The sequence below is a fragment of the Nostoc sp. C96 genome, from assembly GCF_059384975.1.
In genome coordinates this window covers 5232130-5255420 of the sequence record NZ_CM182020.1, presented here as the reverse complement: position 1 = coordinate 5255420, position 23291 = coordinate 5232130, and the positions used below count along the sequence as shown (strand labels likewise).

Genomic DNA, 23291 nt, shown 5'->3' with positions numbered 1-23291 from the left:
GCCGAAAACGATTTCCCGTAAGGATACCGCCTAACTCCATCCCAAGAAGTTTATTTGCCACTACAAAATTACAAGAAATAATTCTCTTGGTTTTATTTTGTTGGCAATTAGCTATTCTGGATTCAAAACAACTTCAAGGTAAAATCACTCAAAAGTGTTTTACCCGTACATTGTCAATACCTGAAAAATTTAAAATCCCTACATTTTAGCGTAACACAACCAACCTGACTTTTAAGCCAATCTTGAGGCTAAATTTTGAATTTTCTGAAAGGCTAAATTCACAGATAAAACGAATTTTTCTTTGATTAAAAATATTGTTTGTGTTTCATTTGATCATAAATAACAAAAACTCAATATCCTACCAATGTAGTTATTATTACTTACAACAGGTAAGTTAAATATAAATTTATAGTAAAAATCAAAGGTAAGGTATAGTTACAGAATCATGCTTACTGAATCCGCCAGTGAAAAAATCTGAATTTATTATACTTGTGTATATACTTAGGGTGCAGAAGAAACTAGACGATTTCTGGTTCAAAAAACACAAACTACCCATACAGAAACATCTCTAGATCAATCATCAAGAGAAATGATGATGAATAGGATCGCGATTGATCATATTGCTGGAGACAATCACAAGTGCCATTCAGTCTTTGTTCAAGATTTGGTGACACTCATTCATAAAATTAGTCTGAATTCTCAGATTTCTGGCTGAATTGCAAAAATTTTTTGTATGCAGCTAAAACTAACAAAATCGCCTGTTAGCCTTGACAGCAGGGAGATAGCAGTCATTCCCAATAGCTCAGATAACAGCTAAGAAGCAAGGATTGTCTCAGCAAAACTTTGCGCTGGCACAGGGTTATCTTAAAATGAGTATAGGATATGTAAACTTTCGTAACCTAAGCCAGAGTCCGGCCATCCATGACCCCAGCTACCTCCCTGTTTACCCCTGTGGAAGCAGATTTGCAAATACTAGCCGATAACCTCAAGCAGCTAGTTGGCAATCGCCACCCCATTCTTTTTGCAGCCGCCGAACATCTATTCGGAGCTGGGGGAAAGCGCATCAGACCAGCGATCGTCCTGCTGATATCGCGGGCGACAATGTTAGAAGAAGATATCACCCAGCGTCACCGCCGCCTAGCCGAAATCACAGAAATGATTCACACGGCCAGCCTAGTGCATGACGATGTGGTAGATGAATCGCAAATGCGCCGTGGCGTACCGACTGTTCATAGCCTGTTTGGCAATCGCATTGCTGTACTTGCAGGTGACTTTCTCTTTGCTCAATCATCTTGGTATCTGGCAAACTTAGATAATTTAGAGGTTGTAAAACTCCTCTCAGAAGTCATCATGGATTTAGCTACTGGAGAAATTCAGCAAGGTATGAACCGCTTTGATAGTAGCCTGGCCATTGAAACTTACCTGCAAAAGAGCTATTACAAAACTGCCTCACTAATTGCCAATAGTGCCAAAGCAGCGGGTTTACTAAGTGAAGTTCCCTCAGAAACAGCCCAGCATTTGTATAACTACGGGCGGAATCTTGGTTTAGCATTTCAAATTGTAGATGACATTTTAGATTTCACCAGTACTACAGATACTCTAGGTAAACCAGCAGGTTCTGACCTGAGAAGTGGTAATTTGACCGCACCTGTTTTATTTGCTTTAGAAGAGAAACCATATTTAGAAGTGCTAATTGAACGTCAGTTTGCTCAAGCAGAAGATTTAGAGCAAGCACTGGCATTAATTCAAGATAGTCGCGGGATACAGCAGGCGAGAGAATTAGCTGCACATCATGCCAAGTTAGCAGCTGAAGAGATTGAAATTTTGCCACCATCAGAATCACGCCAAGCCTTAATTGACATCACTGAATATGTGCTGAGTCGACTTTATTAAAAATTTTTGATTGTAAAGTTTTGATGTTGGAGTTGGGAGTAGGAAAATTTGGAGTGTATCCAAAAAATCCTAACTCCCAATTTTTTTTAGGCAATATCAGGTGGTATTTGCCTCGATTGCCGTTGTGGTTTAAGCCTTTGTTTTAACTGCTTTTGAATCGTTTTTTCTAACTGAGTGCGCTGCACTTCAAAAGCATTATTCAGTGTACCTGGTGTTTCTAAAAAAACTATGCTATCTACGGGGTCTAGGGCGATTAATTGGAACAAAATATGGGTGACAGCAATGGGTGTGGCCACCACTTGAGGGTCTCGCCCAGCAGATGAAATTAGGGAAACATCCTGTATGGTAGAAAAAGCGTAAATCACCTGCTTCTCCAATCCAGGATCTGCACGGTGGCTCAATGTAGTTAAGACCCAGCTTCCCTCCTTTTGGAGAATATAGTACTGGGAGTGGCGTAATTGTTGAGCGATCGCGCGAAAAGCAGGAACAATTGCTGCAATAAGATGTGGTGAAATACCATCGCGGGGTGCATTGTCGATCAGCAATTGAATTTGTGTTTCTAAATCCATAATGACTTGTCAACGACTTTTAAGTAATGGCAATCACAGCAGGTCAAGGTGTGAACAATCCCCAGCAAATTGGGAATAATAAAATCAGCCATATCCTCATTGCAGGATAGACCTGCGTTTAGCTTATCCGCAAAACACACAAAGCCAATACCTACCGTCGTACAGGTTGTTTCTATGTATGTTAGGGTCTTTTAAACACCGAGACTATGAATTCAGCCGCAACCGCAACTATTCCAACCGCAACTTTTTTGGGAGAACAGACTATCGGAGTGGAGGTGATATTTCAACTCCTGTACAAGGAGTTTCGGCAATCAACCAAAGCCTCAGAACAAAATTGCCATGATGTGGCAACACGTATTACTACCGAAGTATACCGAATTTGCAGCGAAAGTAAACGCATCCAAGCTTCCGGTGCTGTAGAAAACTCAGCAATGACTCTAGCTAGACATCGGCTGCAACAATGTCAAAGGTACTATCAGTTGGGTTCCAATAGAGGCAGAGTTGAATTACACAGTACGCTGAGTGCCATTATTTATCGTTACATTAATCCTCCCCAGCGGCAATTGAGCTATCAAGGGCGGCTAACTATCATAGAAGATTTTCTACAAAGTTTTTATTTAGAAGCATTAAACGCTTTCCGACGGGAGAATCAACTGGGTACTACCTATCGTCCCCAATCTCTCCTGGAATTAGCAGAGTACATGGCCTTTACCGAACGCTACGGTAAGCGCCGCATTCCTTTACCCGGTCGTCAGCAACAGCTAATTATTCTGCGGGCGCAGACCTTCTCTCAACAACAACCCCCAGAAACCAGCGTAGATATAGAACAAGCTTCTGAAGGTAGTTCTGGTGACGGTGATGGTTCTTGGGAAGAGCCAGCAGTTCACCAATTACGCTCCACAATGGCGACGCAACCAGAACCAGAACCCGAAGAAGATACGTTGCGTTCTGTTGTGATTACAGAATTGATGAGCTATTTGGAGCAAAAACAACAATCTGATTGTGCTGATTACTTCTCCCTACGTCTTAAAGATTTATCAACACAAGAAATTGAGACAATTTTAAATCTCACTCCGCGTCAGAGAGATTACTTACAACAGCGCTTCAAGTATCATTTAATTAGGTTCGCTTTATTACATCGCTGGGAACTAGTTCACGAATGGTTGGAAGCTTCTTTACAAACAAATTTGGGACTAACTCCGCAGCAATGGGAAGCCTACACCTCCCAGCTAGACGAGAAACAGCGGTCTTTACTTGACTTAAAACAACAAGGACAACCTGACGAGAAAATTGCTAAAACTCTAGGGTTATCAATGGCACAACTGCAAAAACGCTGGTTTAAAATTCTGGAACAGGCTTGGGAAATTCGTAACTCATTAGTGTCCGGATCAGGTGCATCTACTCATGAATAGTGACTCAGAATCCTTAAAAAACCAATTACTCACTTGGTTGTTGGCAAATGATGTCAACACCAGTGAATCTAACTTGGTCGAGTTTAAGGAAAATGACGGGGTTAATCACTCTCTCAAACAATCAGCCACTTTCGCCAGTGGCGATCCAGAGTTGGGAGGGATACCCCAAACCTTTAAACTGGGAGACATTCCTACTGTGCAAGACCGTTTCCAAGCCGTACTCAAGCGTCGGTTGCAAACCGAAATCGAAAACCAGCCCCCTTTGTTTCCTTGGGAAACACAATTAATGGAATATCCTGAGCGTTTGGAAGAGAGATCGCTCTCTTTAGTTCCTGCTTGGGGCTGGAAGGCACAACAATCTAAGCTGAATCTGCCGATTACTCTGCCAGAAACAGTTTTCCGAGAGCTACTAGAAAAGTGCCAAACCCTGCTAACTGCTTCACTACCATTAGGAGCTAAATTAGTTCAGGCAGTGGAAGACTTCTTCCCACAAGAATCTTCTTATGCGCTAAATGATATAGCTGGTTTGGTACTTAGAAGTACTTATCGATCTGCGGATGTTCTCGAGCAAAAACTCAATATCGAGAGCGATTACCCAGATTTACAACCACGTCAACAAATGGCATTGTCTTTAATGGCAGCCAAACAACTGCTAGAAAATTTAAGTCTACCAGTGACACCAAACAGTCCAGTTGTAGAAAGACAATGGTTTACAAGTGAAGGTTTGTTGACTTTGCGGGTTGAATACCAATCTCGTGGGAAACACACTCAATTACGAGTTGAGGCTGATTTACCCACCAAAGGAATTGTGACATTGCGAGCTGATGGTACTTTGGCAATGGCTCAGTCTTCAAGTGCGGGCTGCTTGCATGTTGAGTTATCCTGTCAGGAGTTTAACCCAACTTATACTTTAGAAGTTGAGTTTCCTGATATCGACCAACAGCCTTTGTTGTTTGTGATTAATCCTACAATCTAGCGCAAGTCAAAGAACGCTGAGAAATTAAGAAAATTATTGTGGTTTTGGAGCTTATCTTTTTTAATAAGCGATCATTAGGGCTTCTACGTTTTTTGCAACGATCATTAGGGCTAGAGATTTGAGACTCCCAAAGGCTGCTTCGGGGAGTTACTGTTATCTGCACAAGAATTTCGGCAGGGTATGAGTTACAACTAAGTAGATGGTTTGACTAACCAAGCATTTTGTTGACTGCATCTACACCATTGCTGAACCTTTAAATGTTTAATTTATCCAGGATTAATTGGTCTTCGCGTCTACCTAGAGTTAATAATTGGCGACAAAATATCCAGCGATCGCCTTTGATGGCAGTGGAAGATTCTCTTTCATTGCGGCTTTTAGTGCTGGCATTAGTAATAATGGGAACTGTGGCAGTAGATATTACTGCTGATACAACATTCAGTTTTTGGGCAGTTCCCTTAAATATTGTTGGTGCAATCTGGAGTTACCGCTATCGCCGAAATCCCAATATACCAGTTAAATTCTGCATCGCCATTGGAATGTTAGTTGCTCTAGGTGCATTCTTTGGACGGGTGTTGGGAGAATTAAATGATACGCGGCTGGCTTTAGCAGAGTTATTGATTCAACTGCAAATACTCCACAGTTTTGATATGCCCAGACGCAAAGACTTGGGCTATTCAATTGTGATTGGTTTAATTTTATTAGGTGTGGCAGCAACGTTGAGCCAAACTTTGACTTTTGCACCTATATTATTATTATTTTTAGCGATCGCCTTACCAACTCTAGTCTTAAATTACCGTTCCCAACTGGGTTTAGGTCAGTCAAAAGTTAAAAGAGAAAAGGCAAAAGCAACACAACTTAAATCAAAATTATCTTTTTATTTTTTATTATTTACTTTAATTCTGGGATTGGGATTAGGGATTTTTGCCGTTTTACCCCGCTTTCCTGGTTATCAATTACGGACATTTCCGGTTAGTTCTCCGATTGAAGTCAAAGGCGGCTTTACGGGACGGAGTATTATTAATCCTGGTTATGTCCGCCAAGGTAATGCTGAAAATCAAGGCAATGGTCAAGGAAAAAGCCAAACTGGGCAACCAGGAAAGCTGAATGACAGTTTTTATTATGGCTTTAATAGCCAAATGAATCAGAATCTGCGGGGAAGCATGACACCCAAGGTAGTGATGCGGGTGCGATCGCAGGTGGAAGGGTTTTGGCGTGTATTAGCATTTGATCGCTACACAGGTAAAGGCTGGGAAATTTCCCGCAATGATGATGTTACTACTCTCAAGCGATCGCCTTGGTCTTATCAAATTTATTTGTCTCCACCTCCTACGTCTTTGCCAACTAGAGAAGTGGTGCAAACCTATACAGTGGTGGCAGATTTGCCGAATTTGATTCCGGCGATGTCCTATCCCAAAGAAATTTACTTCCCGACACCGATTATCGCTGTGGATCAGGAAAACGGGCTGCGAGCGCCTGTTAGTTTATCTGAAGACCTCACCTATACAGTCATATCGGACGTACCATACCGCGATCGCACTTTGTTAGGCAAAGCCACTACTAACTATCCCAAGCACATTAAAAAATACTATTTACAAATTCCGCCAGAAATTGCTCCCAAAGTCCAAAAATTAACCGCAGAAATTCTGGCTAACTACCGTCGAAATAATGTATCTAAAATCTCAAAAACTTTAGATTCAAACTATGAAAAGGCACTTTACCTAGCGCAATACCTCAAGCAAAACTACTCTATCCCCAAAAATCCCTTCGATTTTCCTTATTTGGATGAAAAAGAAGACTTAGTAGAAGCTTTCTTGTTTAAACATCAAGGCGGCTACCCAGATCATTTCTCGACTGTGCTGACAGTGATGCTGCGTTCTATTGGGATTCCAGCGCGGTTGGTGGGGGGGTTTAGTCCAGGAGAGTTTAATCCCTTTACGGGGATGTATGTTGTCCGTAACACCGATGCTTACGCGATGACAGAAGTTTACTTCCCTAAATATGGCTGGTTTACCTTTGACCCCATTCCCAATCATCCTTTAATTCCGCCATCTGTTGAAGACTCACAAACTTTTAGCGTTTTGCGCCAATTTTGGCATTGGGTAGCTGGGTGGTTACCTTCACCTGTGACTGGGTTATTTAACAATGTATTTGGCACCATCTTTAGTTGGATAGTCAGAGCGATCGCTTGGTTTTTTGCTTTATTCGCTCAAGGTTGGTTAGGTGTCTTAACTGGCTTAACTTTGGGAACTACCATCGCTTTCTTTGGCTGGCTAGGTTGGGTACAGTGGCGACAGTGGTTAAAGAGTCGGTGGTTGAGTAAATTACCGCCGATGGAAAGACTTTATCAACAAATGCTGCAATGGGCTGCGACCAAAGGTTTCGGTAAGCATCCAGCACAAACACCCCTAGAATATGTCCAAGTGGCATATCAACATCATGCCCCAACCACAGCCCAAGTAATTGATGAAATTAGCCAGGCTTATGTTAGTTGGCGCTATGGAGGTCATACTCCTGATTTACAACAATTACGCCAAAAATGGTTGGAATTGAAAAAAGCCAATCGTCAATAATCAAAAGACAGGAGATAGAAGTCTAAAATTTCCTACTTCACACTGTTTACTGGGTACTAGATGATATTTTTGTAGTTACGCATGTGTCTTTGGGATGATTTTCAGTATATTTGGCTAAGAAACTGCTAAAAAAAGCATTTGCTATCTAAAAACTAAAGCAAGCTAGATGTGATGCGTTGTAACTCCGATTTTTTAGGGATAACATAGAAATAAAATCCTGAATGGATTATCGCGTCACATTTAATGTCAGTTAATTTATGGAAATTCAATTAATCAATATCGGTTTCGGCAACATTGTGTCAGCTAACAAAGTAGTTGCGATTGTTAGTCCAGAATCTGCCCCAATTAAGCGAATCATTACAGATGCGCGGGAAAGAGGTGAACTAATTGACGCAACTTATGGTCGTCGGACAAGGGCTGTAATTATTACAGATTCCAACCACGTCATTCTGTCAGCAATTCAACCAGAAACGGTAGCAAATCGTTTCGTGATTTCTCGTGATCATCATGCAGTAGATAATTAACTAGGGATAGTTGACAAACCCCTATTCTATTTGCACCATATCGGCAGTACCATGTGAATTAGACTGGTTTTCTGTCACCAGTGCTACAACTTCGTTAGTCGAGGTCGCCCTGACCACGACAACAAACTCACAAATCATGATTGTTGATTAATTCACAGGTTGAACGGATGATGCAAGTTTTACCCATCCAGACTAGTGCTACTACCAAAGAATGCCCACCTACAGGCAAGTTAATTGTTTTAACTGGCCCTAGTGGAGTCGGCAAAGGCACATTAATGCGATCGCTGTTGCAGCGTCATCCGCAACTTTATTATTCTGTATCCGTGACAACTCGTTCTCCTCGTCCAGGAGAAATCGATGGCAAAAATTATTACTTTATTAACCGAAGTAAGTTTGAACAACTGGTTGCTCAAGGTGAATTTTTAGAGTGGGCGGAATTTGCGGGTAATTATTACGGCACTCCGCGGGAAACTGTGGTTAACCAAATTCAGTCTGGTAAGTTAGTAGTGCTGGAAATTGAGTTAGAAGGGGCAAGAAAAATTCGCGCTTCCTTTCCTAATGCCCTCAGCATTTTCATATTACCGCCTTCCTTTGATGAATTAGAAAAACGGATACGTGGCCGTGGACAAGACTCGGAAGAAGCGATCGCTCGTCGTCTAGCCCGTGCCAAAGCAGAAATTGCAGCTGCTGATGAATTTAATATTCAAATCGTCAATGACGATTTTGAAATGGCACTTGAGGCGATTGAAGCAGCTTTATTTGAATAATCAAAACCAAGCATTTTCACCACCAAATGATAAAGGACACATATAAATATGTGTCCTTCAATTTTTTTATAGGAATACATGATTATTTCTTTTAACTCAGCACCAACTAAACCCCAGCTACAGCTAACAGCACTTTGCTATATCGATGGGCAAGTGGTAATCAGTAATTAGAAAGTCATAATCTCAAGTTATGTTATTTAATTCATCACTTGCTGATTAGTAACTTTGACTAATCACTAATTACCAATTACCAGAAACCAAATTAGCCTACTAAACCTTGGATGATGGCAATATTGCTAGTCAAGAAGTAAGCAACTACCGCACCACCAATACCACCAATTAAGAAAGCGCTGGCAAAATTATTCCAGCCTTCTTTTGATAGAAAAGCATCTGGGGCTGAAGCTCCAGTCACACTATTCAGGGCTTTTGGTGGATTGCTATTGGCATATAAAGATAAACCACCTGTCAACAGAATTACTAGAGCGATCGCTGCTAGTAAGCCTGCTAGGTTGGCGTTTTCTGCATTACGCAGGGGGCCATATTTAGCAAAGGGGCCAAATATCCAGTAGCCATGTGCCATACCAACTTCTAGCCCACGTCTGAAAGGAGTTAGACCTGGACGATAAGCCGGCAAGTTATTGATGAACCACTTGACTACAGGAGAAGAATTAACTGGGGTTTCAAGATTACCCAGTTGAGGATCACGTTCTGCGGGAAACACTACTTCCCGGTTTCTCACATCGCTGGGCAGATTTTTGGATGCGTCTACTGCTTGCGCCATAGTTTTATGTTCGCCTCTCAATTACATAAGCAACAGTTGTAAATCCCAATGCTTGAGTTATGGCAGTGGGTGGAACAGTAGGTCGGGGAAAAAGCGGTTAAACTCAATCAAAATACCTGCTGTAATTGTCAGCCAGATGGTAGCTGCCACTGGTGCTGTGGAAATAAATTTAATCAAATAGGATGATTGATCGCTTTTTTCAGCCATGTATTTAGTCTCCAAAACAATGAATCAGTTAAGCGGAACCTAACGAGGAGAAATGGGTATTTCCGAATCTTTAGCAGTTAATTCGCCAGAAAGAAATTCTTTCAAAGCGGCTGCTGGCCAAGCAAAACCCGTGGCTATGATGGGTAACGCTAGAGCCAAATCAATTTGGATTTCTTTTTGTTCGGTGTCAGATTCTTTTCTAACTGCGATTAGATAAGTACGGCCTACCCAGCCAATCCAACCAGCAATATAGAGAAACAGAATGCTAGGAATCAAAAAGTCCCCAGCACGGTCTAGACGACCATCAACAATCAAGTGAGGATAGCCTTCGGGGCCACACAGCGCTTGAGAGTAACGTTCAAATCTCTTTTGACCTGATTGAGGATCAGCGGTAGTATTCCGGGCATTTTTGGCTAGTGCTTGAAATGCGGGATTGTCTTGGCAGGGTGTAAGATTAGCCCCTAGAGCTTTCGCTGGTGGAGCAAAATTGAACCAAAGACAAATCGCTAAAATCAAAGCAAACAATCGTCGCATGGAGTTGTTTCCTTTTATTACAAAAGAAAAAGTTTTTTGTACAAAACGAAGCGGCTTGTACATTCTTTATTTGGCTAACTAGCAAGTCATCATACTCTTGCCTGGGAACCGAGTAAAGTTTAAGTAAATAAAAGTTAAAGCTTCTCAAACAAATCGTTATTTTGCAGAACCCTCAGATGGCAAACGTTTTAGCAATCGAAACCAGTTGTGATGAAACTGCTGTCGCAATTGTTAACAATCGTCAAGTTCGCAGTAGTATCATCGCTTCACAAATCCCAGTCCATCAGCAATATGGTGGAGTTGTGCCAGAGGTGGCTTCCCGCCAGCATTTGGAAACGATCAACGAGGCGATCGCCCAAGCTCTAGAACAAGCTGAATTAGACTGGTCAAAAATCGATGGCATCGCCGCCACTTGCGCCCCTGGTCTTGTAGGAGCGTTGTTGGTGGGATTAACTGCTGCCAAAACTTTAGCGATCGTACACAATAAACCATTTTTGGGAGTTCATCACCTCGAAGGCCACATTTGTGCGACTTACTTGAGTGAGCCAACTTTAGATCCCCCTTTTCTTAGCTTACTGGTTTCAGGCGGACATACAAGCTTGATTTATGTTAAAGAATGTGGTATTTACGAAACCCTAGGTGAAACTCGTGATGATGCTGCGGGGGAAGCCTTTGATAAGGTGGCACGACTGTTAAATCTAGGTTATCCAGGCGGCCCAGTTATTGACAAGTTAGCACAGCAGGGTGATCCCCGAGCTTTTGTGTTGCCAGAAGGGAAAGTTTCGCTGCCAGGTGGAGGTTTTCATCGCTATGATGGCAGTTTTAGTGGCTTAAAGACAGCAGTGCTAAGGCTAGTACAGCAATTAGAGAAAGATGGTGGGCAAATCCCCGTAGCAGATGTAGCGGCGAGTTTTCAGGCGACTGTAGCCAAAGCACTCACCAAAAGAGCGATCGCCTGCGCCCTGGACTACGGACTGAAGACGATTGCTGTTGGTGGTGGAGTCGCGGCAAATAGTGGCTTGAGACAGCACTTGCAAGCAGCCGCCAGTGAACATAACCTCCGCGTTCTGTTCCCACCCTTAAAATTTTGTACCGATAACGCCGCCATGATCGCCTGTGCTGCATCTGACCATTTCTCTCGTGGTCATGTCTCACCGTTGACATTGGGTGTTGAATCCCGCTTATCCCTAAGTCAGGTGATGAAGTTATATCAAGTGTAATGGTTATATGTCCTTGGTCATGTGTTCTTTATCCAAAACTCTTGACCATTGACTATTGACCATTAACTATTGACCATTAACTATTGCCCGAATATGACCAGCAACAGCATCCGGTTGTTCTAACATAGCTAAATGACCACAATCAGGAATTTCAATCACATTATCAGCACAGTATTGAAAAAGCCGATGAAAGCTGGCTAAATGTCGAACATACTTGGGTTCCATTACTTTGTCATCGGCACCAGCCAAAAAGTAAACAGGCTGTTTTAATTGCGAAACTAACTGAGGTAAGCGATTAACTTCTTCTTCTGTTGTGGAGTCTAATAGCGCTCCTACAGCAGCTTCTGGGTCAGCAACCACAAAATCTATCACCCGTTGACGCGCCCAATAACGATCTAAAGGGCGGGCGACACTAGCTCTAGTGAATAGCAAATCAATCAAAGGTATTTGAGATAACCAACGCGGACGAACTTGTAAAAAACGTTGACCGGCTGAACGAAATTGTTCAAAAGCTTCCTTCAGATAAATGCCCCCACCAGCGTTGATACAGATCACGCCTTGAACCCGATCAGGCATTAAGGCAGCTGCCCATAGAGCGATCGTGCCGCCCAAAGAGTGGCCAATCAGCCACGCGCTAGTAATATTTAGCTCTTGTAACAAAGCTACTAAATCTTGAGCATAAGCAGTTGGTGTATACAGAGAATCAAATTGTGAGCTAGAAGTATCCAACAAGTGGGATGTCAAACCGCCAGTAGGTTCTCCCCGATCAACATCAGTTTCTGTCTGGGACTGTGACTCACCAAAACCGCGCAAATCATAAGATAGACACTGTAAATCTATTGACAGACGGGAAATCACAGGTTGCCAGTACCCACGACTATTTAGCCAACCGTGGATGAACACCAAAGTATGGGGACAGGCAGTGGGAGCCGTTAACTCGTATGCGTGTGGAACGCCTAAGATTTCTATGGTTGCCATACTTATATCGTACCCTCAAGGATGGGTACGACTAAATACAGAGTACAAAAGGTTAAACAATCAAGCCAGAAGGAATTTTACAATTGGGATCACTTACCTAATAACCTCTGTCGAACTCCTTCAGCAATTTTGTGTCCTAGGTATTCAGGAATCAAGCTTTCATTCGGCCCCAACAAATAGAGAATTAGCCGCGTGCGTCCCCGCCAAACTAGCAAATTAGCGTTAACTACTAGCAAATCTTCTTGCCAGATAGCGTACATCACTTTGTAAAACAATCCTGGTTGGTTATCTGCTTCAATTACCAGCGCCGGCAGATGAAATACAGGATCGACGTAAAACTCAGTTTGTACTTGTTCTAAACCAGCATCTAAATTAAATTCTACAGCCAGCATCTCTTCTACTTCAAAGCGTCCTCCTAAAGCCTCTCGAATAGCTCGACAGACATTTTCTGCGGTTTTCTCTGTCAAAGCTTTGCTACCACGAGATACCAAAAGTTTGATGAAAACTAACATAGGAGGTCGGATTTGACCATACAGGCTCAAACCATGAATGGTCAAACCATAAGCTGCCAACACACCAAAAATATCACTGAGGAGAAAGGACTGGTTACGGTAGGCAAAGTGCAAAGCGCTTTTGCTACCTTCCGGCTTTAACTCGATAACGGCACGTCTGGTTTTATAAAGACGGTAAGCTAACCGGAGATTTTGCAGCTGAATTTCACTACTGACAAATTGCTCATAAAACTGGGGAAACGCTCGGTTAAAGCGTTTTAGGAGTTCCAGTGTCGAAGATTTTAGACCAGAAGCCATTGTTGGGGTAAGACTCGCTTGCTGTTGTCACCTGGGGGCTGTGACTGGGGACTGGGTGCTAATAAACATTATTCCCAACACCCAGTACTTAATACCCAATCTTGATATATACAATTGACTCTCAAAACTTTGCCTTTTGGGGAATTTCTCCTAGCCTTTACAACAAAATGCTAAAGTTGAAGATGATTGGTATGAAACACGCTATGAAAGGCTGTTACCATTGCTTATCCCCACAACACCCGAAAAAATTCAGTGTGTGGGTTGTACTCTGGTATTTGCTTGATAAAACGTGTATCATCACTCCAAAAGAGTGGTAGCCAATTCAGTTATACTACCCGAACCACGTTGGCATGGGTTTTTGGAAAACTTGGTTTAGTACTCCTGAATCTGTAGCGACAAATAAAACAACCTCATTTGAAGAGACTACAGGGGAATTTGGCAGTTCTAACGCTGGCGATCTTGGGGCGCGGAATGCGGAACGGATCGTTTTCAGCACAGAACGAGATATTGACCTGTATGAATTAGAAGAACTGTGTGATGCAGTTGGTTGGTCGCGCCGTCCGTTAAGAAAAGTGAAAAAAGCCATAGAGCATAGTTTTCTCGTTGCCTCCATGTGGCAAGTACGAGGAAACCAAAGGCGGCTCATTGGTTTTGCCCGTGCTACCTCAGATCATGCGTTTAATGCCACGATTTGGGATGTAGTAGTTCATCCAGACTTTCAAGGTAAAGGGCTGGGTAAAGCATTAATGAAATACGTACTCAAAAAACTCAGAAGCGAAGAAATCAGTAATGTAACTCTCTTTGCTGATCCGCATGTTGTGGATTTTTATCGGGGTATGGGTTTTATGTCAGATCCTGAAGGCATTAAAGGTATGTTTTGGTATCCTCACTGAAATATTCTGTTCAAAACGACCACATAAAAACAAGCCTTGTTTATGGGAACGGCTGAGTTTGTATTTTAAGATGTTTTGGGAAATGCTATGGCAGGGGGCAAACGCTAAACACCTGAGTGTTACTAATGTTTGTGATGGCGAAATCTCTTAATCTATAAGCTGTGGGCAATAAATTATAGATATTGGTTGGCAAAGATATGTTCAGCCTGCTATGATAGAGAAGCTAGTGTGTTAAGATAATTGTCTTGTCATGCTCAAGGTAATTACCAAAAAGCAAAAGCTCACTAGAGTATCCGGGATGTAGCGCAGCTTGGTAGCGCGCCTGCTTTGGGAGCAGGATGCCGCAGGTTCAAATCCTGTCATCCCGATTTAAACTAAAAATTTGCGAAATATCCTATCTATCGGTAATCAATAGATAGGATATTTTTTTAGATTTTTAATTAGCAATCAAAATTTACTATGTTTGAACTTTGAAATTTGTCCAGAATTATGGATTGTGTAGTAAGTTTGACATTTTAAGTGTAAATACTACAGAAAACAATAATTTGATTTTTTTGTCTTTGTCAAAAGTTGAGTAATTATATCCCGAATAGTAGAATCAGCCGAGAATAAGTCTAGGTAATGATTTAAGCAGTAATTAAGGTAATAAATAAATGGAACGAATTATTTTGCGATCGCGTCACCAGTTTTTGAGAAAGACAATAAAATGGCATTAATCATCTCAACGGTCGGCAAAATTTTTCATTACTTGAGAGCAGTCTATAATAGTCCTCTATAATTCTTGTGCAGGAATTAGGCAAAGCGAATTAAAAAAATCAGGTTGCAGCACAATTCATTGTGCCGAAAGTACTGTAGGAGTTCTCAAGAATTTAGAAATCTCCCATTTTGCAAGTTGATTGTGACCATTTAGCAGCCATAATGGCTTTTTTACATCTCAAATGGATTGCTATATAACTAAAACAAGTTAGTTCGGTGCAAATCCAACCAATTAGTCTAATTTAATTAAAAACCATTGACGCGAGGAGTAGTCATGAAAGCATTAGTTCGCTGGGGCGCAACATTGGGTTTAATCGGGAGTACTCTGTTAGGCACAGTTTTTGTCGGGAACCTCCCAGTGCTGGCATTATCAGAACAACAAATAAAAGAAAAACTAGACTCAGTACCTGTATATCTAATTACCAATGATAAAGGATTGCCTTTGAGTCGTCCTTTGCCAGAAGGTCAAAACGGTCAAAAACTGGGTGGTTCAGTGACAGGTGTATATCTCAGCCGTCAAGAAGCTCAAGCCTTTATTAAGCAACTGCAAAGCACGAACAAAGACCCCAAAATGGCAGATATTGTCAAGAGTCTCCAGGTGACAGCTGTACCTTTGGGAATCATTTATCAGCAGTTGCAACAAACCAAAAACCAGCCCAACCGTTTGGTATTTGCTTTTAAACCAGTAGAGCAGGATGTCAAAGGAGCGCTGGAATTGCTGAACCAAAGCGGTCAAAAAATAGATCAGTTTCGGAGTGTGCCGATTTTTGCAGTCAGATTTGCACCTGATCAAGGCTATGTACCCATTAAACTGACAAACGACAAAGAACAAGTCGTGCCTTTGTTTGTGAGTAAGCAAGATGCACAAGGTTTATTAAACCAAGTAAAACCAAAATATCCCAAAGCGGATATTCAAGTAATTGACATAGACGGCGTGATCAAAACTTTACAAGATAAAAATGAAGATTGGCTCAAACAAGTGGTTTTAGTGCCATCTCAAGAATCCAGAGAGTATATCAGAACTCTACCAAAAGATTCGGCTACTGGTAATAATCGCCAGCCTGCGGCAAAGCCAAAACGTTAAAGCATGGCAGATCAACAGCCACAAGTAGTTTCTGGGTTACAACTTTGGCAGTGGCGCAGCCAAGCAATGCAAGGTGCGATCGCCGCTGCTGTACCACCATCAGAAGTTGATTGGCTGTTGCAAGAAATTGCTGGTTTAGACCGCTTGGCTCTACGTTTAGAATCTTTCAAGGACTGGGATGAAATAGCGATCGCTATTTCTTTGGCAGATTTAGAAAAGCTTTGGCAAAGAAGATTACATGATCGCTTACCAGTGCAGTACATTGCCAGAGTTACACCTTGGCGAAAATTTAAGCTGGCGGTGTCGAGTGCCGTGTTAATTCCTCGACCAGAGACAGAGTGCATAATTGATTTAGCAGTAGCATCTATCTCTCAAAGTCAAGCTATAAACTCATTAGATCAAGGACATTGGATAGACTTGGGAACTGGGAGTGGTGCGATCGCCATTGGACTAGCCGACGCATTACCAAAAGCCACAATTCATGCTGTTGATTACAGTACCGCCGCTTTAGAAATTGCCCAAACCAACGCTCAAAATCTGGGATTTGCCGACCGAATTCATTTTTACCAAGGTTCTTGGTGGGAACCATTAACAACCATGAAAGGCCAATTCAGTGGTATGGTTTCCAACCCGCCATATATTCCGACTGCAACTGTGGCTACCTTAGAACCAGAAGTAATGCAGCATGAACCACATTTGGCATTAGATGGTGGTGTTGATGGTTTAGATGATATCCGCTATTTAATTGAAGTCTCCCCCAGTTATTTGCGGCCTGGTGGTGTGTGGCTAATTGAAATGATGGCCGGACAAGCGGGTGCAGTCAGAGAACTTTTGCAAAATCAAGGTAGCTATTGCAATATTCAAATTCACACTGATTTAGAGGGAATTGAACGTTTTGCTTTAGCTTATGTGAGTTGTGAGTAAGGGTAGCAATACACCTGATGGGAGTTATGAGTGAAAATACAAAAATTACACGTTTTCACTCATAACTTCTCTCATTTGCAAATATGCCTCAAGTTTCTCTAGCAGACCTAATAGCAGGCGCACAGGCTGGCCAATTAGTGAGTTTTCCGACAGATACTGTGCCAGCACTGGCAACTTTACCAGAAAAAGCTGGCTTAATTTTTGCAGCCAAGCAGCGTAGTCAGGATAAACCTTTAATTTTAATGGGTGCTAATGCTGCGGATTTATGGCCTTATGTCAAAGGTAGCGAATATGAGTATGAACTTTGGCAACAAGTAGTGAATCAGTATTGGCCGGGGGCGCTAACTTTAGTATTGACAGCCAGCGATCGCTTACCGAAACAGATAAACCCTACTGACCCAACTACTATTGGTATTCGAGTACCGGATAATGCGATCGCTCGTGCTATTTTGGCAAAAACAGGCCCTTTAGCCACAACAAGTGCTAATTTTTCTGGTCAACCGCCTTTACAAACAATGGCAGAAATTACAATGCAATTTCCTGATGCTTTAACTTTAGCAACTACAGAAGTGCTTGACGAAATTTCTGGAGTTGGTGTACCTTCCACTGTTGCCAAGTGGACAGGGAAAAACTGGCAAATTTTACGCCAAGGGAGAATTACACTGAATTAATCAGAAAATCAGGAAATTAGTTTTATACCATTGTGGTCAACTAAAAAGTTAATAATGGCCAAATTATGAATTGGAGCAATTGGGCATATCTCGGAGTTGGAATTATCTTAGGAATCAGTTTTCGTTGGTTATTTTCTAAGTCGGCAGATACTAACGCTAACTTATGGCCAGTAGTAGCAGAAGAACCAGAAAATGTGTCAAAACTGCTGCAAGATGTCAAGCAAACACAACTGGCGTATCAAATGGCACAGGAAATGAGCCAGTTTAAAGCAGGTTTTTTGGCGCGGACTACCCATGAATTGCGATCGCCACTTAATAGCGTGATTAGCCTGCATCAATTAATTTTGTCAGACTTATGTGAAAATCCTGACGAAGAACGAGAATTTGTTGCCCAAGCTCATGAAAAAGCTTTGAAATTGCTCCAATTAATGGATGAGATTCTCAGCGTGTCGAGAATTGAATACGGTACTAACAAATTAGATATTCAACCCCGCTGCTTAGACACAGTTTTTCAGGAAGTTAAAGACTTAACTTATATGTTGGCGGCGAATCGCAATTTTCCGTTGCAGATGTCACCTGTAGATCCAGAAATTTATGTGTTGGCAGATCATCGCTGGTTACGCCAAGTGTTAGTCAATTTAGTAGACACAGCGATTACACAAATGCAAGAAGGTAGTATTGGTATTTCCGCTACTGTTTTACCTACTACTAATACGGCTCATATTTATCTAGATATTCCTACTCATGCTCTACCTGAAAGTGAGCCGATAGATTTAATTAAATATAATAATTTGCCTCCTCAAATTCAACATGAGAAGGCAAATCTTTCGCCGGGAATGAAATTATTACTCAATCAAACTCTATTAGAAGTAATGGGAGCAAAACTAGAAATGCTGCCCAATTCAATTAAATCAGAATCATCTGAGGCACAAACTAGGGTACAAATATCTATTCCCTTGGCTTGAAAAAGTACTAGCCTTTCATGCTTACCTTTATTCCTGAAACTGGAGTTCCGCTGCGGAGAGGGAACTTAGCTGTTGAGATTGGTTATGTAGCACCATAGTTGTAGTTGTGTTGGGTATAAAACCCATTTTTTTATAGAAGCCTTGTTGGTGAGTTGTCATTAAATATACGCGTTCAACCCACTTCATGCGGGGATGGCTCAAAACAGTTTCGACTAACTTGCTACCTAGTCCAGTGCCTTGGTAGTCTGGGTGAATGACGACATCCCAGATTGTTGCACGGTAAATTCCATCAGAAGTTGCTCTAGCAAAGCCAATCAGTTTTGTGTCATCCCACAGAGAAATTACTGGGTCGCTGTTGGTAATAGCTATGCTTAAATCCTCGATACTACGTCCTTTTGCCCAAAAAGCGGAAATATTAAATAACTCTTGGAGTTGGTAAAGGTCTATATCAGAATGGCGATCGCTAAATTTAATCTGAGGATAGTTCATGTGTAGCAACTCACTTTCACCAATAAATATCTTTGCTTTTATTTAGTCATATTGTGATAGAAATTTACCCCTAAGCATACCGAAATGCAACTATATACAAATTTATTTATCTATCCCTAAATTTACCGAGAAATTAACTTCCACAAAGGATGAGTAGGCCCTTGCTGGCGAATGCGACACACTTGTTTTTCTAAGCGTTCCTTTTCCCGTTGTGGTAGTCCTATTAAAATATTGCGGCTTTGCCAAACTAAAACAGAAACAGTCATAGCGATACAAAAACTTAAACCGAGGGTAGACAGGGGATGAAATATGAGTCCATATCGCACTGCTACCCAGGTAAAATATTGCCGCCACAAAACAATTTCTGAGCGTAAATCCCAAAAACAAATAGGTGCGATAATCAGCCATAACAAGAACACAAACAACCATCGACCGTATACTGTTAGCTGATGTAGTTTTTGAACTTGTTGAGCAAAAGATGGGTCATTGATTGAAGGTTGTTCCGATTGATCCATAGCAGGAAAAAGTCATAAAGACACGGATGCAAATAGAGTTACTAATTTGAAATTTTGGATTTTGGATTGTTTTTTCGGTTTGAGCAGAAGCATAGAAGCACTCTCAACAACATTTGTAGGTTTGCTAACACTACGCTATCGTCAATCTAAAATCCAAAATTGTTGAACTAATTATCAACTGAAGTATCCATTGTTTCGCTGCTGGCCACCAAGGTAGATTGACCTGTACGCTCTCGCCACCAAGCGAGGAGAGTACTGGCAATAAAAATGCTGGAATATGCCCCCATTGTGAAGCCAATGATTAATGCTAGGGAAAAATTTCTCAGTGTTTCGCCGCCGAAGAAGAAGATCGCAGATAAAGTCAACAAGACAGTTAAGGTTGTGTTGATTGACCTAGCTAAAGTTTGATTGACCGCATCATCGACAATTTCGGCAATTGGGCGGTTAGGATGAGTTTTGATAGTTTCCCGGATGCGATCGTAAATAACCACTGTATCGTTGACAGAGAAACCTGTAATGGTCAGTAGGGCGACGATGAAGAGGCTATCAGCTTCGATACCTGCAACTAAACCCAAAATTGAAAAAGCGCCTACCGTAATCAAGATATCGTGGAACAGGGCGACGATCGCAAAAATCGCATAGTCCAGTTGAAAACGCACACTCATGTAGAGCGTAATACCCACGAAAGAAATTACTAGGGCTAAAACCCCTGAGCGAAACAATTCTGCACCTAAAGTTGGGCCGACAGAATCAATTTGATTTTTTTGGGGGTCAAAAGCGCCTATTTTATCGCTTAAAGTTTTTTGTAATTGAGTGCGTTGGTCTACACTTAAATCTTTTGAGCGAATTAAGATGCCATTTTCGCCCACAATTTGAATGCTACTATCACCGATACCTTGGCTTTTGGCAACTTCCCGGACGCTTGTAATATCAATTGGTTTATCGCAGTTACCTGGTTTTGTACAATCGCGTTCAAATTGTAAACGTGTACCCCCAACAAAATCTAAACTTGGACGCAGAGGGGCGCGAATTGCTGGATTATTCCAAGAAATTGCCATCGAAATGATGCCAGTGAGGATAATAACACCAGAAATCATCCACCATAGCGATCGCGATTTATTCACACTCAGTTTCATTTAGCCACCTCAGCCTTATTCGACACTGGTACGTTAGGACAGTACAATTCTGGTTTCCGCAAACTAGACAAAGAAATTGCCAAAAATAAGAATGTCCGACTACAGGTAATTGCAGTAAACATACTTACTGCTACCCCCAAAGCTAAGGTTAAAGCAAAACCTTTGACTAAACCTGAACCCAACCAGAATAAGGCAGCACAAGCTATCCAAGTAGTTACATTACTGTCTAAGATACTAGAAAATGCACGGTAAAACCCTGATTCTACAGAACGGTATAAGGATTTACCCGCTTTTAATTCTTCTCTTGTACGTTCAAAAATTAACACGTTGGCATCTACAGCCATACCAATACTGAGAATAAACCCAGCAATTCCTGGCAGCGTCAAGGTAACACCCAACAGTGCAAAACAAGCCCAAGTTAACAATGAGTAAATTACTAAGGCAACGTCAGCAATTAGCCCTGGGAGTCGATAATACACCACCATAAAAACTAACACCAAAGCCAAACCACCAATCCCGGCGTAGATACTGCTTTGAATGCTATCTTTTCCTAAAGTCGCGCCGACAGTGCGTCTTTCAGCAACTTCTACGGGTACAGGTAATGCGCCACCTCGGAGTTGTACACCTAAATCATTGGCTTGCTGTGCGGTAAATCTGCCTGTAATTACGGCTGCACCACCAGTAATCCCAGCAGCAGCAAACTCTGGCCCGACTACCGGCGCACTAATGAGTTCATTATCGAGAAAAATTCCAATACTGCGACCTGTCCCAGCAAGATTTTTGGTAATTTCGGCGAAGAGTTCGCCACCCTTTTGGTCAAAACGAATGGCTACATTCCAATTATTAGCTTGAGTTGGTTCACCATAGGCATCCTTGAGGTATTTGCCATCAAGTGGCGGCTTGGTGCTATCGAACAATTCTAAGATTGCTTGATTATTTTTCTGTAATTCTTCTTGATTTTTGGTAATTGCAGCTTGATCTTTGCTGCTGCGTAATTCTTCTTGTTTCGCTCTTAGTTCGGCTCTGGAAGACTGAAACGCAAACAATTGAGTTTCTGTACTTGGCTTTTGTTGGCGAAATTCTAACTGAGCAGTACCACCCAAGACTCTTTCTGCTTGTTCAGGATCGTTTACCCCTGGTAGCTGGACGAGAACTTTGTCTGTACCGACTGTTTGAATGATTGGTTCGGAAACACCAAGACCGTTAATTCTACCTTCGACAACTTTTTTGACGGCTTCTAATTCACGTTGAGTAATTGTGGGGATTTCTGCTGTTGGCTTCACCTGAATTGTCAGCTGAGAACCTCCGCGCAAGTCCAATCCCAAAGGTACAGGAATTTTCACAATCGCCACAACAGCGGCGATGATGAGGACAAAAATTAAAGCTAATAGCGATCGCTGTCTTTGCATACCATAACTCGCAACTGACAAACGCTATAATAGCGTTCTTTGATTGAGTTACGGCAGAGAGCAGGTAACAGAGAATAGGTAATAGTTGACAGGGAACAGGGTTGAAAGTCTCTGGGGACAAGGAAAGTATGAAGGATGAATTTCATACTTCATACTTCACACTTCACACTTTTTTAGACTCGCAATGCGACCATTTTTTGTACAGCTTCAACAATTTGCTCTGGCTGAACAATGGTGAGACGCTCCAGAGTACCGTTGTAAGGTGTGGGGATATCTTGAGAAGATAGACGCAATACAGGTGCATCTAATTCATCAAATAAGCGATCGTTAATAGAAGCGGTTAATTCTGCACCAATACCCCCAGTCCGCATACACTCTTCCACCACAATCACTCGGTGGGTTTTGCGGATAGATGCGCCGATGGTATCAAAATCGAGGGGTTTGAGAGATATTAAATCAATGACTTCAGGGTCGTAACCTTGTTTTTCTAAAGGCTTTACGGCTTGCATCACATGATGGCGCATCCGTGAGTAAGTCAGAATTGTGACATCTTTACCTTGACGCACTACCTCAGCTTTATCCAAGGGTAAGAGGTATTCTTCTTCTGGTAAATTTTCTTTTAAGTTATACAAAAGTACGTGTTCAAAGAACAGTACGGGATTATCATCACGGATGGCTGATTTTAGTAACCCTTTGGCATTATGGGGTGTGGAACAAGCGACAATTTTTAACCCTGGTACAGCTTGGAAGTAAGCTTCGAGACGTTGGGAGTGTTCTGCACCTAACTGTCTACCTACACCACCAGGGCCGCGAATCACCATTGGAATTTTAAAGTTACCGCCGGAAGTATAGCGCAGCATCCCGGCATTGTTGGAGATTTGGTTGAAGGCTAAGAGCAGAAAGCCCATGTTCATACCTTCAATTATCGGTCGCAACCCAGTCATGGCCGCCCCTACTGCTATACCAGTAAAGCTGTTTTCGGCGATGGGAGTGTCTAAAACCCTCAAGTCACCATACTTTTTGTATAAGTCTTTGGTGACTTTGTAGGAACCGCCATAATGTCCTACGTCTTCACCCAGCACAAATACACTGGAATCACGCGCCATTTCTTCGTCAATGGCTTCCCGCAGAGCGTTGAAAAATAATGTTTCTGCCATTTAAACCTTTGTTCCGACTGTTGTTTTAGAATCTTATCGCGCTATCGTGGCA

Annotated in this window: 23 protein-coding genes and 1 tRNA gene; 13 read left to right on the top strand and 11 right to left on the bottom strand. The window is 41.9% G+C overall.

Annotated elements, in window-relative coordinates; all coding sequences use genetic code 11:
* Window positions 1-921 precede the first annotated feature (921 nt).
* On the top strand, window positions 922-1893 hold the full coding sequence (gene sds, locus AC504W_RS22465; RefSeq protein WP_494874430.1) for a solanesyl diphosphate synthase: 972 nt from the start codon (window positions 922-924) through the stop codon (window positions 1891-1893).
* An 86-nt stretch (window positions 1894-1979) separates the two neighbouring features.
* Here sds and AC504W_RS22460 read toward each other — a convergent pair whose 3' ends face one another.
* Entirely contained in the window at window positions 1980-2462 is a 483-nt protein-coding gene (locus AC504W_RS22460; RefSeq protein ID WP_494874428.1) for a hypothetical protein, read from the bottom strand.
* 206 nt (window positions 2463-2668) lie between these two features.
* On the opposite strand from AC504W_RS22460, the gene hetZ reads away from it, so the two are divergent.
* The 5 genes from hetZ to gmk all read left to right on the top strand — a co-directional run bounded on the left by hetZ (window position 2669) and on the right by gmk (window position 8711).
* Window positions 2669-3874 carry a heterocyst differentiation protein HetZ gene (hetZ, locus tag AC504W_RS22455; RefSeq protein WP_096580105.1) on the top strand — a complete coding sequence of 402 codons (1206 nt, stop codon included), beginning with the start codon at window positions 2669-2671 and terminating at the stop codon, window positions 3872-3874.
* Complete coding sequence (locus AC504W_RS22450; protein WP_494874426.1) at window positions 3867-4850, top strand: PatU; 984 nt, start codon at window positions 3867-3869, stop codon at window positions 4848-4850. Before hetZ ends, AC504W_RS22450 begins: the two co-directional genes overlap by 8 nt.
* 257 nt (window positions 4851-5107) lie before the next feature.
* Window positions 5108-7420 (top strand): transglutaminase TgpA family protein, encoded by a 2313-nt coding sequence (locus tag AC504W_RS22445; protein WP_494874424.1) that lies wholly within the window; start codon window positions 5108-5110, stop codon window positions 7418-7420.
* Between the two features lie 257 nt (window positions 7421-7677).
* A complete protein-coding gene (gene remA / locus AC504W_RS22440; RefSeq protein WP_015112408.1) occupies window positions 7678-7944 on the top strand; it encodes an extracellular matrix/biofilm regulator RemA in 267 nt (88 codons plus the stop codon).
* A gap of 167 nt (window positions 7945-8111) precedes the next feature.
* A complete protein-coding gene (gene gmk / locus AC504W_RS22435; RefSeq protein WP_494878727.1) occupies window positions 8112-8711 on the top strand; it encodes a guanylate kinase in 600 nt (199 codons plus the stop codon).
* 262 nt (window positions 8712-8973) lie between these two features.
* Here gmk and AC504W_RS22430 read toward each other — a convergent pair whose 3' ends face one another.
* From AC504W_RS22430 to AC504W_RS22420, 3 genes are read right to left on the bottom strand one after another with little or no spacing between them, the layout of a single operon-like run.
* The gene (locus AC504W_RS22430; RefSeq protein WP_096580099.1) at window positions 8974-9492 is read right to left on the bottom strand and encodes a photosystem I reaction center protein subunit XI; all 519 of its coding nucleotides are present in this window, start codon (window positions 9490-9492) and stop codon (window positions 8974-8976) included.
* A gap of 57 nt (window positions 9493-9549) precedes the next feature.
* Entirely contained in the window at window positions 9550-9699 is a 150-nt protein-coding gene (psaJ, locus tag AC504W_RS22425; RefSeq protein ID WP_015112405.1) for a photosystem I reaction center subunit IX, read from the bottom strand.
* Window positions 9700-9738: 39 nt separating this feature from the next.
* The gene (locus AC504W_RS22420; RefSeq protein WP_096585244.1) at window positions 9739-10233 is read right to left on the bottom strand and encodes a Photosystem I reaction center subunit III; all 495 of its coding nucleotides are present in this window, start codon (window positions 10231-10233) and stop codon (window positions 9739-9741) included.
* 176 nt (window positions 10234-10409) lie between these two features.
* On the opposite strand from AC504W_RS22420, the gene tsaD reads away from it, so the two are divergent.
* Window positions 10410-11453, top strand: a complete 1044-nt coding sequence (tsaD, locus tag AC504W_RS22415) for a tRNA (adenosine(37)-N6)-threonylcarbamoyltransferase complex transferase subunit TsaD (protein WP_494874420.1) — start codon at window positions 10410-10412, stop codon at window positions 11451-11453.
* 66 nt (window positions 11454-11519) lie between these two features.
* On the opposite strand, the gene AC504W_RS22410 is transcribed toward tsaD, so the two are convergent.
* Complete coding sequence (locus AC504W_RS22410) at window positions 11520-12431, bottom strand: alpha/beta fold hydrolase (protein WP_494874418.1); 912 nt, start codon at window positions 12429-12431, stop codon at window positions 11520-11522.
* An 89-nt stretch (window positions 12432-12520) separates the two neighbouring features.
* Window positions 12521-13240 carry a hypothetical protein gene (locus AC504W_RS22405; RefSeq protein WP_062296711.1) on the bottom strand — a complete coding sequence of 240 codons (720 nt, stop codon included), beginning with the start codon at window positions 13238-13240 and terminating at the stop codon, window positions 12521-12523.
* A 350-nt stretch (window positions 13241-13590) separates the two neighbouring features.
* Here AC504W_RS22405 and AC504W_RS22400 point away from each other — a divergent pair, with 350 nt between their 5' ends.
* The 6 genes from AC504W_RS22400 (at window position 13591) to AC504W_RS22375 (ending at window position 18533) form a co-directional block, all read left to right on the top strand.
* Window positions 13591-14133 (top strand): GNAT family N-acetyltransferase, encoded by a 543-nt coding sequence (locus AC504W_RS22400; RefSeq protein ID WP_494874416.1) that lies wholly within the window; start codon window positions 13591-13593, stop codon window positions 14131-14133.
* A gap of 294 nt (window positions 14134-14427) precedes the next feature.
* Window positions 14428-14501, top strand: a tRNA-Pro gene (locus tag AC504W_RS22395).
* 662 nt (window positions 14502-15163) lie between these two features.
* The gene (locus tag AC504W_RS22390; protein ID WP_096580091.1) at window positions 15164-15973 is read left to right on the top strand and encodes a Tic22 family protein; all 810 of its coding nucleotides are present in this window, start codon (window positions 15164-15166) and stop codon (window positions 15971-15973) included.
* A gap of 3 nt (window positions 15974-15976) precedes the next feature.
* Entirely contained in the window at window positions 15977-16897 is a 921-nt protein-coding gene (prmC, locus tag AC504W_RS22385; protein ID WP_494874415.1) for a peptide chain release factor N(5)-glutamine methyltransferase, read from the top strand.
* A gap of 83 nt (window positions 16898-16980) precedes the next feature.
* Window positions 16981-17568, top strand: a complete 588-nt coding sequence (locus AC504W_RS22380; protein ID WP_494874414.1) for an L-threonylcarbamoyladenylate synthase — start codon at window positions 16981-16983, stop codon at window positions 17566-17568.
* A gap of 65 nt (window positions 17569-17633) precedes the next feature.
* Window positions 17634-18533 carry a sensor histidine kinase gene (locus tag AC504W_RS22375; RefSeq protein ID WP_494879423.1) on the top strand — a complete coding sequence of 300 codons (900 nt, stop codon included), beginning with the start codon at window positions 17634-17636 and terminating at the stop codon, window positions 18531-18533.
* 27 nt (window positions 18534-18560) lie between these two features.
* On the opposite strand, the gene AC504W_RS22370 is transcribed toward AC504W_RS22375, so the two are convergent.
* The 5 genes from AC504W_RS22370 to AC504W_RS22350 form a co-directional block, all read right to left on the bottom strand.
* Window positions 18561-19022, bottom strand: coding sequence for a GNAT family N-acetyltransferase (locus tag AC504W_RS22370; protein WP_096580083.1), 462 nt, complete (start codon window positions 19020-19022; stop codon window positions 18561-18563).
* Between the two features lie 122 nt (window positions 19023-19144).
* A complete protein-coding gene (locus tag AC504W_RS22365; protein ID WP_096580081.1) occupies window positions 19145-19537 on the bottom strand; it encodes a hypothetical protein in 393 nt (130 codons plus the stop codon).
* Window positions 19538-19704: 167 nt separating this feature from the next.
* Window positions 19705-20673: a protein translocase subunit SecF gene (gene secF, locus AC504W_RS22360; protein ID WP_494879421.1), complete on the bottom strand. Its 969-nt coding sequence runs from the start codon at window positions 20671-20673 to the stop codon at window positions 19705-19707.
* The gene (gene secD, locus AC504W_RS22355; RefSeq protein WP_494878725.1) at window positions 20670-22082 is read right to left on the bottom strand and encodes a protein translocase subunit SecD; all 1413 of its coding nucleotides are present in this window, start codon (window positions 22080-22082) and stop codon (window positions 20670-20672) included. The genes secF and secD overlap by 4 nt, the downstream gene beginning before the upstream one ends.
* A gap of 173 nt (window positions 22083-22255) precedes the next feature.
* Window positions 22256-23239, bottom strand: coding sequence for an alpha-ketoacid dehydrogenase subunit beta (locus AC504W_RS22350; protein ID WP_096580075.1), 984 nt, complete (start codon window positions 23237-23239; stop codon window positions 22256-22258).
* Window positions 23240-23291 lie beyond the last annotated feature (52 nt).

Coding starts and splice junctions, on each gene's coding strand:
- sds (WP_494874430.1), top strand. CDS start 922: ATGACCCCAGCTACCTCCCTGTTTACCCCTGTGGAAGCAGATTTGCAA.
- AC504W_RS22460 (WP_494874428.1), bottom strand. CDS start 2,462: ATGGATTTAGAAACACAAATTCAATTGCTGATCGACAATGCACCCCGC.
- hetZ (WP_096580105.1), top strand. CDS start 2,669: ATGAATTCAGCCGCAACCGCAACTATTCCAACCGCAACTTTTTTGGGA.
- AC504W_RS22450 (WP_494874426.1), top strand. CDS start 3,867: ATGAATAGTGACTCAGAATCCTTAAAAAACCAATTACTCACTTGGTTG.
- AC504W_RS22445 (WP_494874424.1), top strand. CDS start 5,108: ATGTTTAATTTATCCAGGATTAATTGGTCTTCGCGTCTACCTAGAGTT.
- remA (WP_015112408.1), top strand. CDS start 7,678: ATGGAAATTCAATTAATCAATATCGGTTTCGGCAACATTGTGTCAGCT.
- gmk (WP_494878727.1), top strand. CDS start 8,112: ATGATGCAAGTTTTACCCATCCAGACTAGTGCTACTACCAAAGAATGC.
- AC504W_RS22430 (WP_096580099.1), bottom strand. CDS start 9,492: ATGGCGCAAGCAGTAGACGCATCCAAAAATCTGCCCAGCGATGTGAGA.
- psaJ (WP_015112405.1), bottom strand. CDS start 9,699: ATGGCTGAAAAAAGCGATCAATCATCCTATTTGATTAAATTTATTTCC.
- AC504W_RS22420 (WP_096585244.1), bottom strand. CDS start 10,233: ATGCGACGATTGTTTGCTTTGATTTTAGCGATTTGTCTTTGGTTCAAT.
- tsaD (WP_494874420.1), top strand. CDS start 10,410: ATGGCAAACGTTTTAGCAATCGAAACCAGTTGTGATGAAACTGCTGTC.
- AC504W_RS22410 (WP_494874418.1), bottom strand. CDS start 12,431: ATGGCAACCATAGAAATCTTAGGCGTTCCACACGCATACGAGTTAACG.
- AC504W_RS22405 (WP_062296711.1), bottom strand. CDS start 13,240: ATGGCTTCTGGTCTAAAATCTTCGACACTGGAACTCCTAAAACGCTTT.
- AC504W_RS22400 (WP_494874416.1), top strand. CDS start 13,591: ATGGGTTTTTGGAAAACTTGGTTTAGTACTCCTGAATCTGTAGCGACA.
- AC504W_RS22390 (WP_096580091.1), top strand. CDS start 15,164: ATGAAAGCATTAGTTCGCTGGGGCGCAACATTGGGTTTAATCGGGAGT.
- prmC (WP_494874415.1), top strand. CDS start 15,977: ATGGCAGATCAACAGCCACAAGTAGTTTCTGGGTTACAACTTTGGCAG.
- AC504W_RS22380 (WP_494874414.1), top strand. CDS start 16,981: ATGCCTCAAGTTTCTCTAGCAGACCTAATAGCAGGCGCACAGGCTGGC.
- AC504W_RS22375 (WP_494879423.1), top strand. CDS start 17,634: ATGAATTGGAGCAATTGGGCATATCTCGGAGTTGGAATTATCTTAGGA.
- AC504W_RS22370 (WP_096580083.1), bottom strand. CDS start 19,022: ATGAACTATCCTCAGATTAAATTTAGCGATCGCCATTCTGATATAGAC.
- AC504W_RS22365 (WP_096580081.1), bottom strand. CDS start 19,537: ATGGATCAATCGGAACAACCTTCAATCAATGACCCATCTTTTGCTCAA.
- secF (WP_494879421.1), bottom strand. CDS start 20,673: ATGAAACTGAGTGTGAATAAATCGCGATCGCTATGGTGGATGATTTCT.
- secD (WP_494878725.1), bottom strand. CDS start 22,082: ATGCAAAGACAGCGATCGCTATTAGCTTTAATTTTTGTCCTCATCATC.
- AC504W_RS22350 (WP_096580075.1), bottom strand. CDS start 23,239: ATGGCAGAAACATTATTTTTCAACGCTCTGCGGGAAGCCATTGACGAA.